The sequence below is a fragment of the Rhizobium atlanticum genome (assembly GCF_030182485.1).
Lineage (GTDB): Bacteria > Pseudomonadota > Alphaproteobacteria > Rhizobiales > Rhizobiaceae > Rhizobium.
In genome coordinates this window covers 1-19,320 of sequence record NZ_JAQJCJ010000044.1, presented here as the reverse complement: position 1 = coordinate 19,320, position 19,320 = coordinate 1, and the positions used below count along the sequence as shown (strand labels likewise).

At 59.8% G+C, this 19,320-nt stretch carries 14 protein-coding genes, 1 tRNA gene and 1 pseudogene; 15 read left to right on the top strand and 1 reads right to left on the bottom strand.

The genetic code is table 11. The features are described 5' to 3' along the window. The 11 genes from PH551_RS31615 to rpoC form a co-directional block, all read left to right on the top strand. Positions 1–299 (top strand): EF-Tu C-terminal domain-related protein (locus PH551_RS31615; RefSeq protein WP_457897735.1); only part of this gene is annotated, 299 nt, incomplete at its 5' end. A 511-nt stretch (positions 300–810) separates the two neighbouring features. Then, positions 811–1,704: an NAD-dependent epimerase/dehydratase family protein gene (locus PH551_RS31610; RefSeq protein ID WP_285196295.1), complete on the top strand. Its 894-nt coding sequence runs from the start codon at positions 811–813 to the stop codon at positions 1,702–1,704. A 166-nt stretch (positions 1,705–1,870) separates the two neighbouring features. Then, positions 1,871–1,946 (top strand) — tRNA-Trp (locus PH551_RS31605). 194 nt (positions 1,947–2,140) lie between these two features. Beyond that, entirely contained in the window at positions 2,141–2,341 is a 201-nt protein-coding gene (gene secE / locus PH551_RS31600; protein ID WP_085777815.1) for a preprotein translocase subunit SecE, read from the top strand. A gap of 17 nt (positions 2,342–2,358) precedes the next feature. Further along, entirely contained in the window at positions 2,359–2,889 is a 531-nt protein-coding gene (gene nusG, locus PH551_RS31595; RefSeq protein WP_007791989.1) for a transcription termination/antitermination protein NusG, read from the top strand. 176 nt (positions 2,890–3,065) lie between these two features. Then, positions 3,066–3,497, top strand: a complete 432-nt coding sequence (gene rplK, locus PH551_RS31590) for a 50S ribosomal protein L11 (RefSeq protein WP_009985507.1) — start codon at positions 3,066–3,068, stop codon at positions 3,495–3,497. Between the two features lie 4 nt (positions 3,498–3,501). Next, entirely contained in the window at positions 3,502–4,203 is a 702-nt protein-coding gene (rplA, locus tag PH551_RS31585) for a 50S ribosomal protein L1 (protein ID WP_011424973.1), read from the top strand. A gap of 331 nt (positions 4,204–4,534) precedes the next feature. Continuing rightward, the gene (rplJ, locus tag PH551_RS31580) at positions 4,535–5,053 is read left to right on the top strand and encodes a 50S ribosomal protein L10 (RefSeq protein ID WP_183706679.1); all 519 of its coding nucleotides are present in this window, start codon (positions 4,535–4,537) and stop codon (positions 5,051–5,053) included. 56 nt (positions 5,054–5,109) lie between these two features. Beyond that, the gene (gene rplL / locus PH551_RS31575; protein ID WP_011424974.1) at positions 5,110–5,493 is read left to right on the top strand and encodes a 50S ribosomal protein L7/L12; all 384 of its coding nucleotides are present in this window, start codon (positions 5,110–5,112) and stop codon (positions 5,491–5,493) included. Between the two features lie 259 nt (positions 5,494–5,752). Next, positions 5,753–9,892, top strand: a complete 4,140-nt coding sequence (gene rpoB, locus PH551_RS31570; RefSeq protein ID WP_085777817.1) for a DNA-directed RNA polymerase subunit beta — start codon at positions 5,753–5,755, stop codon at positions 9,890–9,892. Positions 9,893–10,078: 186 nt separating this feature from the next. Continuing rightward, positions 10,079–14,287 (top strand): DNA-directed RNA polymerase subunit beta', encoded by a 4,209-nt coding sequence (gene rpoC, locus PH551_RS31565; protein WP_285196293.1) that lies wholly within the window; start codon positions 10,079–10,081, stop codon positions 14,285–14,287. A gap of 100 nt (positions 14,288–14,387) precedes the next feature. Here rpoC and PH551_RS31560 read toward each other — a convergent pair whose 3' ends face one another. Then, positions 14,388–14,681: a transcriptional regulator gene (locus tag PH551_RS31560; protein ID WP_085777819.1), complete on the bottom strand. Its 294-nt coding sequence runs from the start codon at positions 14,679–14,681 to the stop codon at positions 14,388–14,390. 496 nt (positions 14,682–15,177) lie between these two features. On the opposite strand from PH551_RS31560, the gene rpsL reads away from it, so the two are divergent. The 4 genes and pseudogenes from rpsL to tuf form a co-directional block, all read left to right on the top strand. Continuing rightward, the gene (rpsL, locus tag PH551_RS31555) at positions 15,178–15,549 is read left to right on the top strand and encodes a 30S ribosomal protein S12 (protein WP_003547537.1); all 372 of its coding nucleotides are present in this window, start codon (positions 15,178–15,180) and stop codon (positions 15,547–15,549) included. 78 nt (positions 15,550–15,627) lie between these two features. Next, on the top strand, positions 15,628–16,098 hold the full coding sequence (gene rpsG, locus PH551_RS31550) for a 30S ribosomal protein S7 (protein WP_004669085.1): 471 nt from the start codon (positions 15,628–15,630) through the stop codon (positions 16,096–16,098). Positions 16,099–16,127: 29 nt separating this feature from the next. Continuing rightward, positions 16,128–18,143 (top strand): annotated as a pseudogene (gene fusA / locus PH551_RS31545) (elongation factor G); the annotation flags it as partial. Positions 18,144–18,145: 2 nt separating this feature from the next. Next, positions 18,146–19,320 (top strand): elongation factor Tu (gene tuf, locus PH551_RS31540; RefSeq protein ID WP_011424970.1); only part of this gene is annotated, 1,175 nt, incomplete at its 3' end.

Below are 19,320 nucleotides of genomic sequence, written 5' to 3'. Positions count from 1 at the left end.
CGGGTTCGGTCAAGCCGCACAAGAAGTTCAAGGCAGAAGCCTACATCCTGACGAAGGAAGAGGGCGGCCGTCATACGCCGTTCTTCACCAACTACCGTCCGCAGTTCTACTTCCGCACGACGGACGTGACCGGCATCGTCACGCTGCCGGAAGGCACGGAAATGGTCATGCCGGGCGACAACGTCACGGTTGACGTCGAGCTGATCGTTCCGATCGCGATGGAAGAAAAGCTGCGCTTCGCTATCCGCGAAGGCGGCCGCACCGTCGGCGCCGGTATCGTCGCTTCGATCGTCGAGTAACCTTTCAGGTTATCCACAATCAGGAAGGCCCCGCTGGAAACAGCGGGGTTTTTCGTTTTTGATGCATCCGAGCTGTTTAACAGGTGTTGTAAAAATATCGTTAAAGATGCTCGTCACAGTATTTTGTTCATCTCACGTTCAGAAAGCAGTTGTGATTGGCTCATTTTAGTCCAGACTCCTCCCTGTAAAGAGGAGAGTCGGGATGATTCCAAAGGCCACATTCGTTGCGACGATATTCGCAATGTATGTTTTCACGATGTTTTTCATCGCTGCGATTCCGCAAGAGGTTGTTCAATCGGCCGGAGTGCAGATCAATGAGGTAAGCGTCGTCAAGTGACGACCTTTCCAGTTCATCGCACGGGGCTGCGGTGATAGGGCAATAATTGGCCAGGTGCTCCCGGATAGGGTGCTCCTGGCGCGGCGGGGTGAAATACCTCGCAGAACGCTCGCTTGCTCTTCGCGCGGAAGCGTCTAACTATGCCTCCGGTTTCATGATGCGGAGGACATTTCCATGAAAAAGCGGATTCTGTTCACGGGCGGTTCCGGCAAGGCAGGTCGCCATGCCGTGCCATGGCTCGTCAATGCAGGCTACGAGGTTCACAACCTCGATCTCGTGCCTCTGGACAGCCCCGGCGTCACCAATCTCATCGCCGACATCACCGATAGCGGCCAGGTCTTCAACGCGCTGTCGATGCATCGCGATTTTCCCGATCTCGACGAGGGCAGGGGTGTTCAGCCTTTCGATGCCGTCGTGCATTTCGCTGCCATTCCGCGCATTTTGATCAAGCCGGATAACGAGACCTTCCGCATCAACGTGATGGGCACTTACAATGTCATCGAAGCGGCGGTGAAGCTCGGGATCCGGAAGATCATCGTCGCATCGAGCGAGACGACCTACGGCGTCTGTTTCGCCGAAGGCCATCGCGACTTCCACCAATTTCCGCTGGAGGAAGATTACGACGTCAACCCGATGGATTCCTACGGCCTTTCCAAGGTCGTCAACGAAAAGACGGCGCGCGCCTTTGCCGAACGATCGGGCTTCGACATCTATGCGCTGCGTATCGGCAACGTTATCGAGCCGCACGAATATGAGAGGTTTCCGACCTATTTTGCCCATCCCGAGATGCGCAAGCGCATCACCTGGAGCTATATCGACGCTCGCGACCTCGGACAGATCTGCCATCTCTGCATCGAGAAGGACGGGCTCGGCTATCAGGTCTTCAACGCCGCTAACGACACGGTTTCGGCCAATACGCCGTCGAAGGAACTGGCGAAGCGATTCTTCCCGAACGTGCCCTTCACCCGCGAGATCGGTGAATATGAGGGGCTGCTTTCCAACCGTAAGATTCGGGAGGTGTTGGGCTTCAAGGAAGAACACGACTGGCGGAAATATGTGAAGGTCTGAAGGCTTTCCGGTTACGCCACCCAAAAGCCGACGCTCGCAAATGAGCAGAAGGCTTTGAAAATCGAAAATCGTGCTTGCCAATCCGCTGCCGCCGTCTTAAAGGGAGCGCCATGCATTTCAGCAGCGATTTGCGGGTCTTGGCCCGGGCGCTGAAGGATGGGCATGAAGGGGTATAGCTCAGTTGGTAGAGCGGCGGTCTCCAAAACCGCAGGTCGGGGGTTCGAGCCCCTCTGCCCCTGCCATTTTTCCTGATACGGACAGCGCGGCGCTGCTCGCGGCATACCGGGCTGGGGATCAATTGGTGGCAACTAATTTCGTTAAACTTCGGTTTCCCTCTTGTGCATTCGGGAATCGGTGTTTATTTAGGGTTCAACAGACACGCGGTGCGTGGGGCTGATAGTTTCAGCTTTACGCGCCGTAATTGCGTGGGCAGTCGATGGCATCCAAATCCAATCCGTTAGCGTTTCTGCAGCAGGTTCGCTCCGAGACGTCCAAGGTCACATGGCCGTCGCGCCGCGAGACGATGATCTCGACGGTCATGGTGCTGGTGATGGTGGTATTTGCCGCGCTGTTTTTCTTTGCCGCTGACCAGCTGATCGGCTGGGTCCTGAGCTTCGTGCTCAATACCGGCAACTGATACGGGTGGAGATGAAAATGGCGGCACGTTGGTACATCGTCCACGCGTACTCGAATTTTGAAAAGAAGGTAGCTGAAGACATCGAGAACAAGGCTCGCCAGAAGGGGCTTGAGCACCTGTTCGAGAAGATCCTCGTGCCGACCGAAAAGGTTGTGGAAGTGCGTCGCGGCCGCAAGGTCGATAGCGAGCGCAAGTTCTTCCCGGGTTATGTCCTGGTTCGCGCCAATCTGACGGACGAGGCCTACCACCTGATCAAGAATACGCCGAAGGTCACGGGTTTCCTCGGCTCCGACAATAAGCCCGTTCCGATTCCGGATTATGAAGCCGAGCGTATTCTCGGCCAGGTTCAGGAAGGTGTCGAGCGGCCGAAGGCATCCGTTACCTTCGAGATCGGCGAGCAGGTCCGCGTTTCCGATGGTCCCTTCGCCTCGTTCAACGGCACGGTTCAGGATGTGGACGAAGAGCGTTCGCGCCTGAAGGTGGAAGTGTCGATTTTCGGCCGCGCAACACCGGTCGAGCTGGAATACGCTCAGGTCGAGAAGGTCTGATTGCAGATTTGGAGGCTGGCCTTTTTAGGTCTGTTTCCGGCGGACCTAGTCCGCATCCGCGTGGAAGGTGAGGGGTCTTAGCCGGGCCCTATTGATCCGCACCACGCAACCGCAGCCGCCGGAGCGATCCGGCATCACGGGCCGGGCAACCGGCCGTTCATGAAAGGCAGAGAGATATGGCTAAGAAAGTTGCAGGCCAGCTCAAGCTTCAGGTCAAGGCAGGATCGGCGAACCCGTCCCCGCCGATCGGCCCGGCGCTTGGTCAGCGTGGCATTAACATCATGGAATTCTGCAAGGCGTTCAACGCCGCCACGCAGGAAATGGAAAAGGGTATGCCGATTCCGGTCGTCATCACCTATTACCAGGACAAGTCCTTCACCTTCGCGATGAAGCAGCCTCCGGTCAGCTACTGGCTGAAGAAGGAAGCGAAGATCACCTCCGGTTCCAAGACCCCGGGTAAGGGCGCAAAGGCCGGTACCCTCACCAAGGCTCAGATCAAGACGATCGCGGAAGCTAAGATGAAGGACCTGAACGCAGCGGATATCGAAGGCGCAATGGCGATGATCGAGGGCTCTGCCCGCGCCATGGGCCTGGAAGTGGTGGGTTAAGACCATGGCAGGCAAGCGCACACGCAAGATCAACGAAGGTGTTGATCCCACCAAGCTCTACGCTCTGACGACCGCCATCGGCATGGTCAAGGAACGGGCTGTCGCAAAGTTCGACGAAACCATCGAAGTCTCGATGAACCTCGGCGTTGACCCGCGTCATGCGGACCAGATGGTTCGCGGCGTCGTCAACCTGCCGAACGGCACCGGCCGTACGGTTCGCGTCGCCGTCTTCGCTCGTGGCGCCAAGGCTGACGAAGCCAAGGCTGCCGGTGCCGATGTCGTTGGCGCCGAAGACCTCGTCGAAATCGTCCAGGGCGGCAAGATCGAATTCGATCGCTGCATCGCCACCCCCGACATGATGCCGCTCGTCGGCCGTCTCGGTAAGGTTCTTGGCCCGCGCGGCATGATGCCGAACCCGAAGGTCGGAACCGTCACCATGGACGTCGCCGGAGCCGTCAAGGCTTCCAAGGGCGGCGCCGTCGAGTTCCGCGTCGAGAAGGCTGGTATCGTCCATGCCGGCATTGGCAAGGCCTCTTTCGACGCCAAGGCTCTGGAAGAAAACATCCGCGCCTTTGCCGACGCGGTCATCAAGGCGAAGCCGGCTGGCGCTAAGGGCAATTACGTCAAGCGCGTGGCGATATCCTCGACCATGGGCCCGGGCGTCAAGATCGAAGTCGGCTCGGTCACCGCGGCTCCGACTGCATAAGTTTATGGCCGGGCTTCGGCCCGGTCGCTGAATTTCCGGCCTCGCAAGGGGCCGGAATATTCCGGAGAAATCCGGAATCCTGTCCGAGATTGCAGGTGGTTTTCCCTTAATCACTTGGCCTGCATGAGACGGGTAAGACCCGAATTGCATGAAGTTCGCTTCTTGGAACTCGGTTCGAGCCTTGGATGCCTTGTGCCTCTTTAGCCTTGATTGGCGCGGAGCGCGAGGGGACAGGATCCTCAAGCGTCGCTTGGGACCTTTTTTGATCCCAGGGGGCAAAAGGCAACCCGGTGGGTCCGTTTCCAACGGTCCCGCCAACTGGAGATAGGCAGTGGAAAGAGCGGAAAAACGCGAATTCGTCACGGAACTGAACGAAGTCTTCAAGGCTTCGGGCTCGGTTGTCGTGGCCCACTATGCTGGTGCTACAGTCGCACAGATGAACGATTTTCGTTCGAAGATGCGCGCTGCTGGCGGCACCGTCAAAGTCGCGAAGAACCGCCTGGCCAAAATTGCCCTTCAGGGTACGGAAGCGGAAGGGATTTCCAATCTCTTCAAGGGTCAGACCCTCATTGCTTACAGCAATGATCCGATCATCGCTCCGAAGGTCGTCATGGATTTCGCCAAGACCAACGACAAGATCGTGGTTCTCGGCGGCGCCATGGGTACGACAACGCTGAACGCCGAAGGTGTCAAGTCGCTTGCGACCCTGCCTTCGCTGGACGAACTGCGTGCGAAGCTGCTGGGCATGATCCAGACCCCGGCTACCCGCATTGCAGGCGTTGTTGCAGCACCGGCAAGCCAGCTTGCTCGCGTGTTCTCGGCCTACGCCAAGAAGGACGAAGCCGCTTAAGGCGGTTTTTCGCTGTACATACTCAACAGTTCGAACCGAACAAAAGGAACTAGAAAATGGCTGATCTCGCAAAGATCGTTGAAGACCTCTCCTCGCTGACCGTTCTGGAAGCTGCAGAACTGTCGAAGCTTCTTGAAGAAAAGTGGGGCGTTTCCGCCGCTGCTCCGGTAGCTGTTGCTGCCGTTGGCGGCGCTGCAGGCGGCGCAGCTGCTCCGGCTGAAGAAGAAAAGACCGAGTTCGACGTCATCCTCACGGATGCCGGCGCCAACAAGATCAACGTCATCAAGGAAGTCCGCGCCATCACCGGCCTCGGCCTCAAGGAAGCCAAGGACCTCGTCGAAGGCGCTCCGAAGGCTGTCAAGGAAGGCGTTTCCAAGGCTGAAGCCGCCGACATCAAGAAGAAGCTTGAAGACGCAGGCGCAAAGGCCGACGTCAAGTAATCTTGAACTGCACGTGGGAGGCGGCATTTACTGCCTCCCATTTGCCGTTTTCCTGAACGAATTACCCAAAAGCCGCGTGAAAACGGCTTTTGGGTAATGGGTTCTTCAAGAGCATGGTCTCGAACCGAAGCGCCAAGGCAATCCGGCCTGGCTATTTCGGGAGGTGGGACGAGGTTGAACTACTCATTGATCGGCGGGGTCGACTGGCCATCGGTTCCCGTCCGTTGCAGGCCCGGATGCAATTTTTGAAGGAGCGACGATGGCTCAGACCCTTTCGTTCAATGGTCGCAGGCGCGTACGCAAGTTTTTTGGTAAGATCCCCGAAGTCGCAGAAATGCCGAACCTCATCGAGGTTCAGAAGGCGTCCTACGACCAGTTTCTGATGGTTGAAGAGCCGAAGGGCGGTCGCCCTGACGAAGGCCTTCAGGCCGTCTTCAAGTCCGTTTTCCCGATCACCGACTTCTCCGGCGCCTCGATGCTGGAGTTCGTATCTTACGAATTCGAACCACCGAAGTTCGACGTTGACGAGTGCCGCCAGCGCGACCTGACCTATGCCGCGCCGCTGAAGGTCACTCTCCGTCTCATCGTGTTCGATATCGACGAGGATACCGGCGCAAAGTCGATCAAGGACATCAAGGAACAGTCGGTTTACATGGGCGACATGCCGCTCATGACGAACAACGGCACGTTCATCGTCAACGGCACCGAGCGCGTCATCGTCTCGCAGATGCACCGTTCGCCGGGCGTCTTCTTCGACCACGACAAGGGCAAGAGCCATTCTTCCGGCAAGCTGCTCTTCGCCGCCCGCGTCATTCCTTATCGCGGCTCCTGGCTCGATATCGAATTCGATGCCAAGGACATCGTCTACGCCCGCATCGACCGCCGCCGCAAGATCCCCGTCACGTCGCTGCTGATGGCGCTCGGCATGGACGGCGAGGAAATCCTCGACACCTTCTACACGAAGTCTCTCTACAAGCGCGACGGCGAAGGCTGGCGCATTCCCTTCAAGCCGGAAACGCTGAAGGGCGCCAAGGCAATCACCGAGATGGTCGACGCCGATACCGGGGAAGTAGTCGTGGAAGCCGGCAAGAAGCTGACGCCGCGCCTGTTGCGCCAGCTTTCGGATAAGGGCCTGAAGGCGCTGAAGGCCGGCGACGACGATCTCTACGGCAACTACCTTGCCGAGGATATCGTCAACTACTCGACGGGTGAGATCTATCTCGAGGCCGGCGACGAGATCGACGAGAAGACGCTTGCCGTCATCCTCGCAAACGGTTTTGACGAGATCCCGGTTCTCGGCATCGACCACATTAATGTCGGCGCCTATATCCGCAACACGCTTTCGGCTGACAAGAACGAGAACCGTCAGGACGCTCTGTTCGACATCTATCGCGTCATGCGCCCGGGTGAACCGCCGACCATGGAATCGGCCGAAGCCATGTTCAACTCGCTGTTCTTCGATGCGGAGCGTTACGACCTCTCCGCCGTCGGCCGCGTCAAGATGAACATGCGCCTCGACCTCTCCGTCGAGGACACCGTTCGCATACTGCGCAAGGACGACATCCTGGCGGTGGTCAAGATGCTGGTCGAACTGCGCGACGGCAAGGGCGAGATCGACGACATCGACAACCTCGGCAACCGTCGCGTCCGCTCGGTCGGCGAGCTGATGGAGAACCAGTACCGTCTCGGCCTGCTCCGCATGGAGCGTGCGATCAAGGAACGCATGTCCTCGATCGAAATCGACACGGTCATGCCGCAGGACCTGATCAACGCCAAGCCGGCTGCCGCAGCCGTCCGCGAATTCTTCGGCTCCTCGCAGCTCTCGCAGTTCATGGACCAGGTCAACCCGCTGTCGGAAATCACCCACAAGCGCCGTCTTTCGGCCCTTGGTCCGGGCGGTCTGACCCGCGAGCGCGCCGGCTTCGAAGTCCGCGACGTGCATCCGACCCACTATGGCCGCATCTGCCCGATCGAAACGCCGGAAGGCCCGAACATCGGTCTGATCAACTCGCTTGCAACCTTTGCCCGCGTCAACAAATACGGCTTCATCGAGAGCCCGTACAGGCGCATCGTCGACGGCAAGGTGACGAACGACGTGCTCTACCTCTCCGCCATGGAAGAGGCGAAGTACTACGTCGCGCAGGCCAACGCCGAACTGAACGCTGACGGTTCCTTCGTCGACGAATTCGTCGTCTGCCGTCACGCGGGTGAAGTTATGCTCGCGCCCCGCGACAGCATGAACCTGATGGACGTTTCGCCGAAGCAGGTCGTTTCGGTTGCTGCGGCACTCATCCCGTTCCTGGAAAACGACGACGCCAACCGCGCCCTTATGGGCTCGAACATGCAGCGTCAGGCTGTGCCGCTGTTGCGTGCCGAAGCGCCGTTCGTCGGCACCGGCATGGAGCCGGTCGTCGCGCGTGACTCCGGTGCCGCCATCGGCGCCCGCCGTGGCGGCGTCGTCGACCAGGTCGACGCGACGCGTATCGTTATCCGCGCCACGGAGGACCTCGAAGCCGGCAAGTCCGGCGTCGATATCTACCGCCTGCAGAAGTTCCAGCGTTCGAACCAGAACACCTGCGTCAACCAGCGTCCGCTGGTCACCGTCGGTGACGTCGTCAACCGCGGCGATATTCTCGCCGACGGTCCGTCGACAGATCTCGGCGACCTGGCTCTCGGCCGCAACGCGCTCGTCGCGTTCATGCCCTGGAACGGCTACAACTACGAAGACTCGATCCTGCTCTCCGAGCGCATCGTTGCCGACGACGTGTTCACCTCCATCCACATCGAGGAATTCGAAGTGATGGCGCGCGACACCAAGCTCGGCCCCGAGGAAATCACCCGCGATATTCCGAACGTCTCGGAAGAAGCGCTGAAGAACCTCGACGAAGCCGGCATCGTCTATATCGGCGCCGAGGTTCAGCCGGGCGATATCCTCGTCGGCAAGATCACGCCGAAGGGCGAAAGCCCGATGACGCCGGAAGAAAAGCTTCTGCGCGCCATCTTCGGCGAGAAAGCCTCCGACGTGCGCGACACCTCCATGCGCATGCCGCCCGGCACCTATGGCACGATCGTCGAAGTTCGCGTCTTCAACCGCCATGGCGTCGAGAAGGACGAGCGCGCGATGGCGATCGAACGCGAAGAGATCGAGCGTCTCGCCAAGGACCGTGACGACGAGCAGGCGATCCTCGACCGTAACGTCTATGGTCGTCTGATCGACATGCTGCGCGGCCAGGTCTCGATTGCCGGTCCGAAGGGCTTCAAGAAGGGCACCGAGCTTTCGAACGCCGTCGTCTCCGAATATCCCCGCTCGCAGTGGTGGATGTTCGCCGTCGAGGACGAGAAGGTGCAGAGCGAACTCGAAGCGCTCCGCGGCCAGTACGACGAGTCCAAGTCGCGCCTCGAACAGCGCTTCATGGATAAGGTCGAGAAGGTCCAGCGCGGCGATGAAATGCCTCCGGGCGTCATGAAGATGGTCAAGGTCTTCGTTGCCGTGAAGCGCAAGATCCAGCCGGGCGATAAGATGGCCGGTCGTCACGGGAACAAGGGCGTGGTCTCGCGCATTGTGCCTGTCGAGGACATGCCGTTCCTCGAAGACGGCACGCATGTCGACGTCGTTCTGAACCCGCTCGGCGTGCCTTCGCGCATGAACGTCGGCCAGATCCTGGAAACGCACCTGGGCTGGGCTTGCGCAGGCATGGGTCGCCAGATCGGCGAACTGATCGAAGCGTATAAAGCCAATGGCAACATCGAGCCACTGCGCAAGACCATTGGCGATGTCGTGGGCGACGGTCCCAAGGCCGAACAGGTCCAGGACTTCGACGATGAGTCCGTTCTGCGTCTCGCCGACCAGTGGAAGCGCGGTGTTTCGATCGCAACGCCGGTCTTCGACGGCGCTAACGAAGGTGACGTCAACGACATGCTGCGTCTGGCGGGTCTCAAGGACACCGGCCAGTCGACGCTCTATGACGGCCGTACCGGCGAGCAGTTCGACCGCCAGGTGACCGTGGGCTACATCTACATGCTGAAGCTCAACCACCTGGTCGACGACAAGATCCATGCCCGTTCGATCGGCCCTTACTCGCTCGTGACCCAGCAGCCGCTGGGCGGCAAGGCGCAGTTCGGCGGTCAGCGCTTCGGCGAAATGGAAGTCTGGGCGCTCGAAGCCTATGGCGCCGCCTATACGCTGCAGGAAATGCTGACGGTGAAGTCGGACGACGTCGCCGGCCGCACCAAGGTCTACGAAGCCATTGTCCGCGGAGACGACACGTTCGAAGCCGGTATTCCGGAAAGCTTCAACGTTCTCGTCAAGGAAATGCGCTCGCTGGGCCTCAGCGTCGAGCTCGAGAACACCAAGCTCGACGAAGCGCAGGCAACCCAGCTGCCGGACGCGGCCGAGTAAACATTGATAGGGCGTGCGCTGCCAATGCGGCGCACGCCGGTCCCGCCGGGAGCCGCATCTGTCGGCCCGGAAGGGAAGTTTCGCCGCATCTTGCGGTTATTCTCGTTTAAGCGAGGGAGGCGGCTCCCGGGAATTGCCGCCGGCCATCGCATTTTGAGGGCGCTTTAGCCCATGAAGGAGACAGGCATGAACCAAGAGGTCATGAATCTTTTCAATCCGCAGGTGCCTACACAGAATTTCGATTCCATTCGGATTTCGATCGCGTCTCCGGAGAAGATCCTCTCCTGGTCCTACGGTGAGATCAAGAAGCCGGAAACCATTAACTACCGTACGTTCAAGCCGGAACGCGACGGTCTGTTCTGCGCACGCATCTTTGGCCCGATCAAGGATTACGAATGCTTGTGCGGCAAGTACAAGCGCATGAAGTACAAGGGCATCATCTGCGAAAAGTGCGGCGTCGAAGTCACGCTGTCGCGTGTTCGCCGTGAGCGCATGGGCCATATCGAGCTCGCCGCTCCCGTTGCCCACATCTGGTTCCTGAAGTCGCTGCCGTCGCGCATCTCGACCCTGCTCGACATGACGCTGAAGGATGTCGAGCGCGTCCTCTATTTCGAAAACTACATCGTCACCGAGCCCGGCCTGACCGCGCTCAAGGAGCACCAGCTCCTGACGGAAGAAGAGTACATGCTCGCCGTCGACGAATACGGCGAAGACCAGTTCACCGCGATGATCGGCGCTGAGGCGATCTACGAGATGCTGGCCTCGATGAACCTCGAAAAGATCGCCGGCGATCTGCGCTCCGAGCTTGCCGACACGACGTCGGATCTCAAGCAGAAGAAGCTGATGAAGCGCCTGAAGATCGTCGAGAACTTCATGGAGTCAGGCAATCGTCCGGAATGGATGATCATGAAGGTCGTTCCGGTCATCCCGCCGGATCTGCGCCCGCTCGTTCCGCTCGACGGCGGCCGTTTCGCGACGTCGGATCTGAACGATCTCTATCGCCGCGTCATCAACCGTAACAACCGTCTGAAGCGCCTGATCGAATTGCGCGCTCCGGGCATCATCATCCGCAACGAAAAGCGCATGCTGCAGGAATCTGTCGACGCGCTCTTCGATAACGGCCGCCGCGGCCGCGTCATCACCGGCGCCAACAAGCGCCCGCTGAAGTCGCTGTCCGACATGCTGAAGGGTAAACAGGGCCGCTTCCGTCAGAACCTGCTCGGTAAGCGCGTCGACTATTCCGGCCGTTCGGTCATCGTCACCGGTCCGGAACTGAAGCTGCATCAGTGCGGTCTTCCGAAGAAGATGGCGCTCGAGCTCTTCAAGCCGTTCATCTATGCCCGCCTGGACGCCAAGGGTTACTCCTCGACCGTCAAGCAGGCCAAGAAGCTGGTTGAAAAGGAAAAGCCGGAAGTTTGGGATATCCTCGACGAGGTCATCCGCGAACATCCGGTTCTGCTGAACCGCGCACCGACGCTGCACCGCCTGGGCATCCAGGCCTTCGAACCCACCCTGGTCGAAGGCAAGGCCATCCAGCTGCACCCGCTCGTCTGCACGGCCTTCAACGCCGACTTCGATGGCGACCAGATGGCTGTTCACGTGCCGCTGTCGCTCGAAGCCCAGCTCGAAGCCCGTGTGCTGATGATGTCGACGAACAACATCCTGCATCCGGCAAACGGCGCGCCGATCATCGTTCCCTCGCAGGACATGGTTCTCGGCCTCTACTATCTGTCGATCCTGAACCAGAACGAACCGGGCGAAGGTATGGCTTTCTCCGATCTCGGCGAGCTGCATCACGCGCTGGAAAACAAGGTCGTCACGCTGCACACCAAGATCCGCGGCCGCTTCAAGTCGATCGGCGAGGATGGCAAGCCCTACTCCAAGATCTATGAGACGACGCCCGGCCGTCTGCTTATCGGCGAACTGCTGCCGAAGAACGGCAAGGTGCCCTTCGACATCTGCAACCAGGAAATGACCAAGAAGAACATCTCCAAGATGATCGACACGGTCTATCGCCATTGCGGCCAGAAGGACACGGTCATCTTCTGCGACCGCATCATGCAGCTCGGCTTCGCCCATGCCTGCCGCGCCGGCATTTCGTTCGGCAAGGACGACATGGTCATCCCGGCCACCAAGGCGAAGATCGTTGCAGACACCGAAAACCTGGTGAAGGAATACGAGCAGCAGTACAATGACGGCCTCATCACGCAGGGCGAAAAGTACAACAAGGTTGTCGACGCCTGGGGCAAGGCGACCGAAAAGGTCGCCGAAGAAATGATGGCGCGCATCAAGGCGGTCGAATTCGACGAGAACACCGGCCGTCAGAAGCCGATGAACTCGATCTACATGATGAGCCACTCTGGCGCCCGCGGTTCTCCGAACCAGATGCGCCAGCTGGGCGGCATGCGCGGCCTGATGGCCAAGCCGTCGGGCGAAATCATCGAGACGCCGATCATCTCGAACTTCAAGGAAGGCCTGACCGTCAACGAGTACTTCAACTCGACGCACGGCGCCCGTAAGGGTCTGGCAGATACCGCCTTGAAGACTGCAAACTCCGGTTACCTGACCCGCCGTCTCGTCGACGTCGCGCAGGATTGCATCGTCACGCACGTCGATTGCGGCACCGAAACCGGCCTGACCATGACCGCCATCGTCGATGCCGGCCAGGTCGTCGCCTCGCTCGGCGCCCGTATCCTCGGCCGCACGGCGCTTGACGACATCGATCATCCGGTGACGGGCGAGCGCATCGTCGATGCCGGCAAGATGATCCTCGAGCCCGATGTCATCGAGATCGAGAAGGCTGGCATCCAGTCGATCCGCATCCGCTCGGCGCTGACTTGCGAAATCCAGACGGGCGTCTGCTCGGTCTGCTATGGCCGCGACCTCGCGCGCGGTACGCCGGTCAATATGGGCGAAGCCGTCGGCGTCATCGCCGCTCAGTCGATCGGCGAGCCGGGAACCCAGCTCACCATGCGTACCTTCCACCTTGGCGGTACGGCAACCGTGGTCGACCAGTCGTTCCTGGAAGCCTCGTACGAAGGTACGGTGCAGATCAAGAACCGCAACGTGCTGCGCAACTCAGAAGGCAGCCTCGTTGCCATGGGTCGCAACATGACCGTCCAGATCCTGGACGAGCGTGGCGTCGAGCGCTCTTCGCAACGTGTCGCCTACGGTTCGAAGCTGCACGTTGACGAAGGTGACAAGGTCAAGCGCGGGCAGCGCCTGGCGGAGTGGGATCCTTACACCCGTCCGATGATGACGGAAGTTGCCGGTACCGTTCAGTTCGAAGACCTCGTCGATGGTCTCTCGGTTCTGGAAGCGACCGACGAATCCACCGGCATCACCAAGCGTCAGGTCATTGACTGGCGTTCGACCCCGCGCGGTTCGGACCTCAAGCCGGCGATCGTCATCAAGGACGCCAGCGGCAATGTCGCGAAGCTGTCCCGCGGTGGTGACGCACGCTTCCTGCTCTCGGTCGACGCAATTCTGTCGGTCGAGCCGGGCACGAAAGTCTCGCAGGGTGACGTTCTCGCCCGTTCGCCGCTCGAAAGCGCCAAGACCAAGGACATCACCGGTGGTCTGCCGCGTGTTGCCGAACTGTTCGAAGCGCGCCGTCCGAAGGACCACGCCATCATCGCAGAGATCGATGGTACGATCCGCCTCGGCCGCGACTACAAGAACAAGCGTCGCGTCATCATCGAACCGGCGGAAGACGGTGTCGAGCCTGTCGAATACCTGATCCCGAAGGGCAAGCCCTTCCACCTTCAGGACGGCGACTATATCGAAAAGGGTGACTACATCCTCGACGGTAACCCGGCTCCGCACGACATCCTGGCGATCAAGGGCGTGGAGGCTCTCGCTTCCTACCTGGTCAACGAAATCCAGGAAGTCTATCGTCTGCAGGGCGTCGTCATCAACGACAAGCACATCGAAGTAATCGTCCGTCAGATGCTGCAGAAGGTGGAGATCACCGATGCAGGCGACTCGACCTACATCGTCGGCGACAACGTCGACCGGATCGAGCTGGAGGACGTCAACGACCACCTGATCGAGCAGGGCAAGAAGCCCGCCAGCGGCGAGCCGGTCCTTCTCGGCATCACCAAGGCGTCGCTGCAGACCCCGTCCTTCATCTCGGCCGCGTCCTTCCAGGAAACGACCAAGGTGCTGACGGAAGCTGCAATCGCCGGCAAGACTGACGGCCTGCAGGGACTGAAGGAAAACGTCATCGTCGGCCGCCTCATCCCGGCCGGCACCGGCGGCACCATGACCCAGATCCGCCGCATCGCCACGTCGCGCGACGAGCTCATCCTCGAAGAGCGCCGCAAGGGCACTGGGGCAGCGGTCGCCACCCCGATGCTGCAGGACATGGCCGAAAACGCCCCGGCTGCGGAATAATCCGCAGCTGAGGTCCAGGAATTGAAAACCGCCCGGAGCGATCTGGGCGGTTTTCGTTTGTGCTAGCCTCTAATTGATCGGGGGAGGGAGGGCGTTCCCGTCAGTTGAACCGGATGATCGCGACCTCGCCATCAACCGCACCCTGATACGCCGAGGCGTGCGGCTCTTCCGCCGGAATTTCGGTCAGCATGCCGATCTGGTCGAGATCGGCCTCGATGAAACCCTCCTCGGCAAGAGCGTTCAAGGCTTCGCGCACCGCGGTGTCGTCGTCGGGCGCCTTCAGCAGGATGTGCAGGTCGATGCCTTCGCTGGCCTCGGACTCATAGCCTTTGCCGATGATGATGAAGATCATCGGCCCGTCGAAATTATTGTCGTTATCAGGTGTCGTGATCATCGCCTGTCCTCGGTTCCTGGAGATTCGCTTTGTCGAATCCGCTGAGAGGACCTAACGCCGCAATCGCTGATTCCCTAACCGCTTTTGCTGCAAGGCCCAAGTTTTTATCTTGGCGCACGTCCCTGAATGCGTCTAGAAGGATGAAAACAGGGCGTTCGGCCCGCATATCAAGGTGATGCGGCCAAGTTTATTTCTTAACTGGCCTTGACGGAACGGGTGGAAACCAGTAGTACCCCGCCCATCAGATCCCATGTGAGGCTTGGCTGTTCGGGGCGACGCGCCCTGAAATTCACCTCAAACAAGGTTCTAAACGCACGTTGAAGTCATGATGCTGCACGCATGACGCAGGTTTTTATGCGTCCTCTGCTCCTTGTGGTCCATCTGCGGAAGCGGATCGGGCCATATTTTGCGCATTGACGGAAAGCATGCGTCATTGCCGGAGACGGCGTGAGTTCAAGCCCGCAAGGGTACTGAGATAAACGTAAGGGATGGTTGAATGCCTACCGTAAACCAGCTGATCCGCAAGCCTCGCCAGGCGAACGTAAAGCGTAATAAGGTTCCCGCTCTCCAGGAGAACCCGCAGAAGCGCGGCGTTTGCACGCGCGTCTACACGACCACGCCGAAGAAGCCGAACTCGGCTCTGCGTAAGGTCGCAAAGATCCGCCTGACCAACGGCTTCGAAGTCATTGGTTACATCCCCGGCGAAGGTCACAACCTTCAGGAACACTCCGTCGTCATGATCCGTGGCGGCCGCGTAAAAGACCTTCCGGGTGTCCGTTATCACATCATCCGCGGCGTTCTCGATACCCAGGGTGTCAAGAACCGCAAGCAGCGTCGCTCCAAGTACGGTGCGAAGCGTCCGAAGTAATTCGGATTTTGAATAATCCGGCGCTGCGCGAGGTCCTCCGCGTGATAAAGCGCCTTAACGGTTGAAGAGACGAAAAGTATGTCCAGACGTCATAAAGCAGAAAAGCGCGAGATCAATCCGGATCCGAAGTTCGGTGACCTCGTCGTGACCAAGTTCATGAATGCCATCATGCTCGATGGTAAGAAGTCCGTTGCTGAAAACATCGTCTACGGTGCGTTCGACGCCGTCCAGGGCAAGTCCAAGCAGGAGCCGCTTTCGGTTTTCCATTCTGCGCTCGACAACATTGCCCCGCACGTTGAAGTCCGCTCGCGCCGCGTCGGTGGTGCGACCTATCAGGTTCCGGTCGACGTCCGTCCGGAGCGCCGCCAGGCTCTCGCCATTCGCTGGCTGATTGCCGCTGCCCGCAAGCGCAACGAAACCACCATGATCGACCGTCTGTCCGGCGAACTGCTCGATGCGTCCAACAACCGCGGCTCCGCCGTCAAGAAGCGCGAAGACACGCACAAGATGGCTGACGCCAACCGCGCGTTCTCGCACTATCGCTGGTAATTCCGAACGGTATCGAAAGGCAGTCCACAATGGCTCGCGAATATAAGATCGAAGACTACCGCAATTTCGGTATCATGGCGCATATCGACGCCGGCAAGACCACGACTACCGAGCGTATCCTTTACTACACCGGCAAGTCGCACAAGATCGGCGAAGTCCACGACGGCGCAGCCACCATGGACTGGATGGAGCAGGAGCAGGAGCGTGGCATCACGATCACCTCTGCCGCCACCACGACCTTCTGGAAGGGCCGTGACGGCAAGATGCGCCGCTTCAACATCATCGACACTCCCGGCCACGTCGACTTCACCATCGAAGTCGAGCGTTCGCTGCGCGTTCTCGACGGTGCCATCGCGCTGCTCGACGCCAACGCCGGCGTTGAGCCGCAGACGGAAACCGTCTGGCGCCAGGCTGAGAAGTATCATGTTCCGCGGATGATCTTCTGCAACAAGATGGACAAGACCGGCGCTGACTTCTACCGCTCCGTCGAGATGATCAAGACCCGCCTCGGCGCCACCGCCGTCGTCATGCAGTTGCCGATCGGCGCTGAAAGCGACTTCAAGGGCGTTGTCGACCTGGTCGAGATGAACGCGCTGATCTGGCGCGACGAATCGCTCGGCGCCCAGTGGGACGTCGTCGAAATCCCGGATGACCTGAAGGCCAAGGCTGAAGAATATCGCGAAAAGCTGATCGAGACCGTTGTCGAGATCGACGAAGCTGCGATGGAAGCCTACCTCGAAGGCAACATGCCCGACAACGACAAGATCCGCGAACTCGTCCGCCGCGGCACCATCGACGTCAAGTTCCATCCGATGTTCTGCGGCACCGCCTTCAAGAACAAGGGTGTGCAGCCGCTGCTCGACGCCGTCGTCGACTACCTGCCGTCGCCGCTCGACATCCCGGCGATCAAGGGCATCGACTTCAAGACCGAAGCTGATATCGAGCGTCATGCAGACGACGCCGAGCCGCTTTCGATGCTGGCGTTCAAGATCATGAACGACCCCTTCGTCGGTTCGCTCACCTTCGCACGCATCTATTCCGGCAAGCTCGAAAAGGGCTCTTCGGTTCTGAACACGGTCAAGGACAAGCGCGAGCGCGTCGGCCGCATGCTGCAGATGCACTCTAACTCGCGTGAAGACATCGAAGAAGCCTTCGCAGGCGACATCGTTGCTCTCGCCGGCCTCAAGGAAACCACCACTGGCGATACGCTCTGCGATCCGCTGAAGCCGGTTATCCTCGAGCGCATGGAATTCCCCGAGCCGGTCATCCAGATCGCCATCGAGCCGAAGTCCAAGGGCGACCAGGAAAAGATGGGCCTCGCGCTCAACCGCCTGGCAGCTGAAGACCCGTCCTTCCGCGTAAAGACGGACCAGGAATCCGGCCAGACGATCATCGCCGGCATGGGCGAATTGCATCTCGACATCATCGTCGACCGCATGCGCCGCGAGTTCAAGGTCGAAGCAAACGTCGGTGCGCCGCAGGTTGCTTACCGCGAAACCATCACGCGCCAGACCGAAGAAGACTACACGCACAAGAAACAGACCGGTGGTACCGGCCAGTTCGCACGCGTCAAGATCATCTTCGAACCGAACCCGGAAGGCGAAGACTTCAAGTTCGAATCCAAGATCGTCGGCGGTGCGGTTCCGAAGGAATACATACCGGGCGTTCAGAAGGGCATCGAAAGCGTTCTGTCTTCCGGTCCGCTGGCTGGCTTCCCGATGCTGGGCGTCAAGGCGACGCTTATCGACGGCGCCTTCCACGACGTCGACTCCTCGGTCCTGGCGTTCGAAATCGCTGCTCGCGCTTGCTTCCGTGAAGCAGCCAAGAAGGCCGGCGCTCAGCTCCTCGAGCCGATGATGAAGGTCGAGGTCGTCACCCCGGAAGATTATGTCGGTGATGTTATCGGCGACCTCAACTCCCGCCGTGGCCAGATCCAGGGTCAGGAAAGCCGTGGTATTGCGGTTGTCATCAGCGCCAACGTTCCGCTGGCCAACATGTTCAAGTACGTCGACAACCTGCGCTCCATGTCGCAGGGCCGTGCTCAGAAATGGCAAAGAGTAAGTTTGAGCGCAACAAGCCGCACGTCAACATCGGCACGATCGGCCACGTTGACCACGGCAAGACGTCTCTGACGGCAGCGATCACGAAGTACTTCGGTGAGTTCAAGGCGTACGACCAGATCGACGCGGCTCCGGAAGAGAAGGCGCGCGGCATCACGATCTCGACGGCGCACGTCGAGTATGAGACGCCGGCCCGCCACTACGCGCACGTCGACTGCCCCGGCCATGCCGACTACGTGAAGAACATGATCACCGGTGCGGCGCAGATGGACGGCGCGATCCTGGTTTGCTCGGCTGCTGACGGCCCGATGCCGCAGACGCGCGAACACATCCTGCTCGCCCGCCAGGTCGGCGTTCCGGCGATCGTTGTGTTCCTGAACAAGGTCGACCAGGTTGACGACGCCGAGCTTCTCGAGCTGGTCGAGCTTGAAGTTCGCGAACTTCTGTCGTCCTACGACTTCCCTGGCGACGACATTCCGGTCGTCAAGGGTTCGGCGCTTGCTGCTCTTGAAGATTCCGACAAGAAGATCGGCGAAGACGCGATCCGCGAGCTGATGGCAGCGGTCGACTCCTACATCCCGACGCCGGAGCGTCCGGTTGACCAGCCGTTCCTGATGCCGATCGAAGACGTGTTCTCGATCTCGGGCCGTGGTACGGTCGTGACCGGCCGCGTCGAGCGTGGCATCATCAAGGTTGGTGAAGAAGTCGAGATCGTCGGCATCCGTCCGACCTCGAAGACGACGGTGACCGGCGTTGAAATGTTCCGCAAGCTGCTCGACCAGGGCCAGGCCGGCGACAACATCGGCGCGCTGATCCGCGGTGTGAACCGTGACGGCGTCGAGCGTGGTCAGATCCTGTGCAAGCCGGGTTCGGTCAAGCCGCACAAGAAGTTCAAGGCAGAAGCCTACATCCTGACGAAGGAAGAGGGCGGCCGTCATACGCCGTTCTTCACCAACTACCGTCCGCAGTTCTACTTCCGCACGACGGACGTGACCGGCATCGTCACGCTGCCGGAAGGCACGGAAATGGTCATGCCGGGCGACAACGTCACGGTTGACGTCGAGCTGATCGTTCCGATCGCGATGGAAGAAAAGCTGCGCTTCGCTATCCGCGAAGGCGGCCGCACCGTCGGCGCCGGTATCGTCGCTTCGATCGTCGAGTA

What these genes read in the sequence shown, in the direction of transcription:
- rpoB (WP_085777817.1), top strand. Translation starts at nt 5,753, where the DNA reads ATGGCTCAGACCCTTTCGTTCAATGGTCGCAGGCGCGTACGCAAGTTT.
- rplA (WP_011424973.1), top strand. Translation starts at nt 3,502, where the DNA reads ATGGCAGGCAAGCGCACACGCAAGATCAACGAAGGTGTTGATCCCACC.
- rplL (WP_011424974.1), top strand. Translation starts at nt 5,110, where the DNA reads ATGGCTGATCTCGCAAAGATCGTTGAAGACCTCTCCTCGCTGACCGTT.
- rpsL (WP_003547537.1), top strand. Translation starts at nt 15,178, where the DNA reads ATGCCTACCGTAAACCAGCTGATCCGCAAGCCTCGCCAGGCGAACGTA.
- rpsG (WP_004669085.1), top strand. Translation starts at nt 15,628, where the DNA reads ATGTCCAGACGTCATAAAGCAGAAAAGCGCGAGATCAATCCGGATCCG.
- rplK (WP_009985507.1), top strand. Translation starts at nt 3,066, where the DNA reads ATGGCTAAGAAAGTTGCAGGCCAGCTCAAGCTTCAGGTCAAGGCAGGA.
- rpoC (WP_285196293.1), top strand. Translation starts at nt 10,079, where the DNA reads ATGAACCAAGAGGTCATGAATCTTTTCAATCCGCAGGTGCCTACACAG.
- PH551_RS31610 (WP_285196295.1), top strand. Translation starts at nt 811, where the DNA reads ATGAAAAAGCGGATTCTGTTCACGGGCGGTTCCGGCAAGGCAGGTCGC.
- nusG (WP_007791989.1), top strand. Translation starts at nt 2,359, where the DNA reads ATGGCGGCACGTTGGTACATCGTCCACGCGTACTCGAATTTTGAAAAG.
- PH551_RS31560 (WP_085777819.1), bottom strand. Translation starts at nt 14,681, where the DNA reads ATGATCACGACACCTGATAACGACAATAATTTCGACGGGCCGATGATC.
- secE (WP_085777815.1), top strand. Translation starts at nt 2,141, where the DNA reads ATGGCATCCAAATCCAATCCGTTAGCGTTTCTGCAGCAGGTTCGCTCC.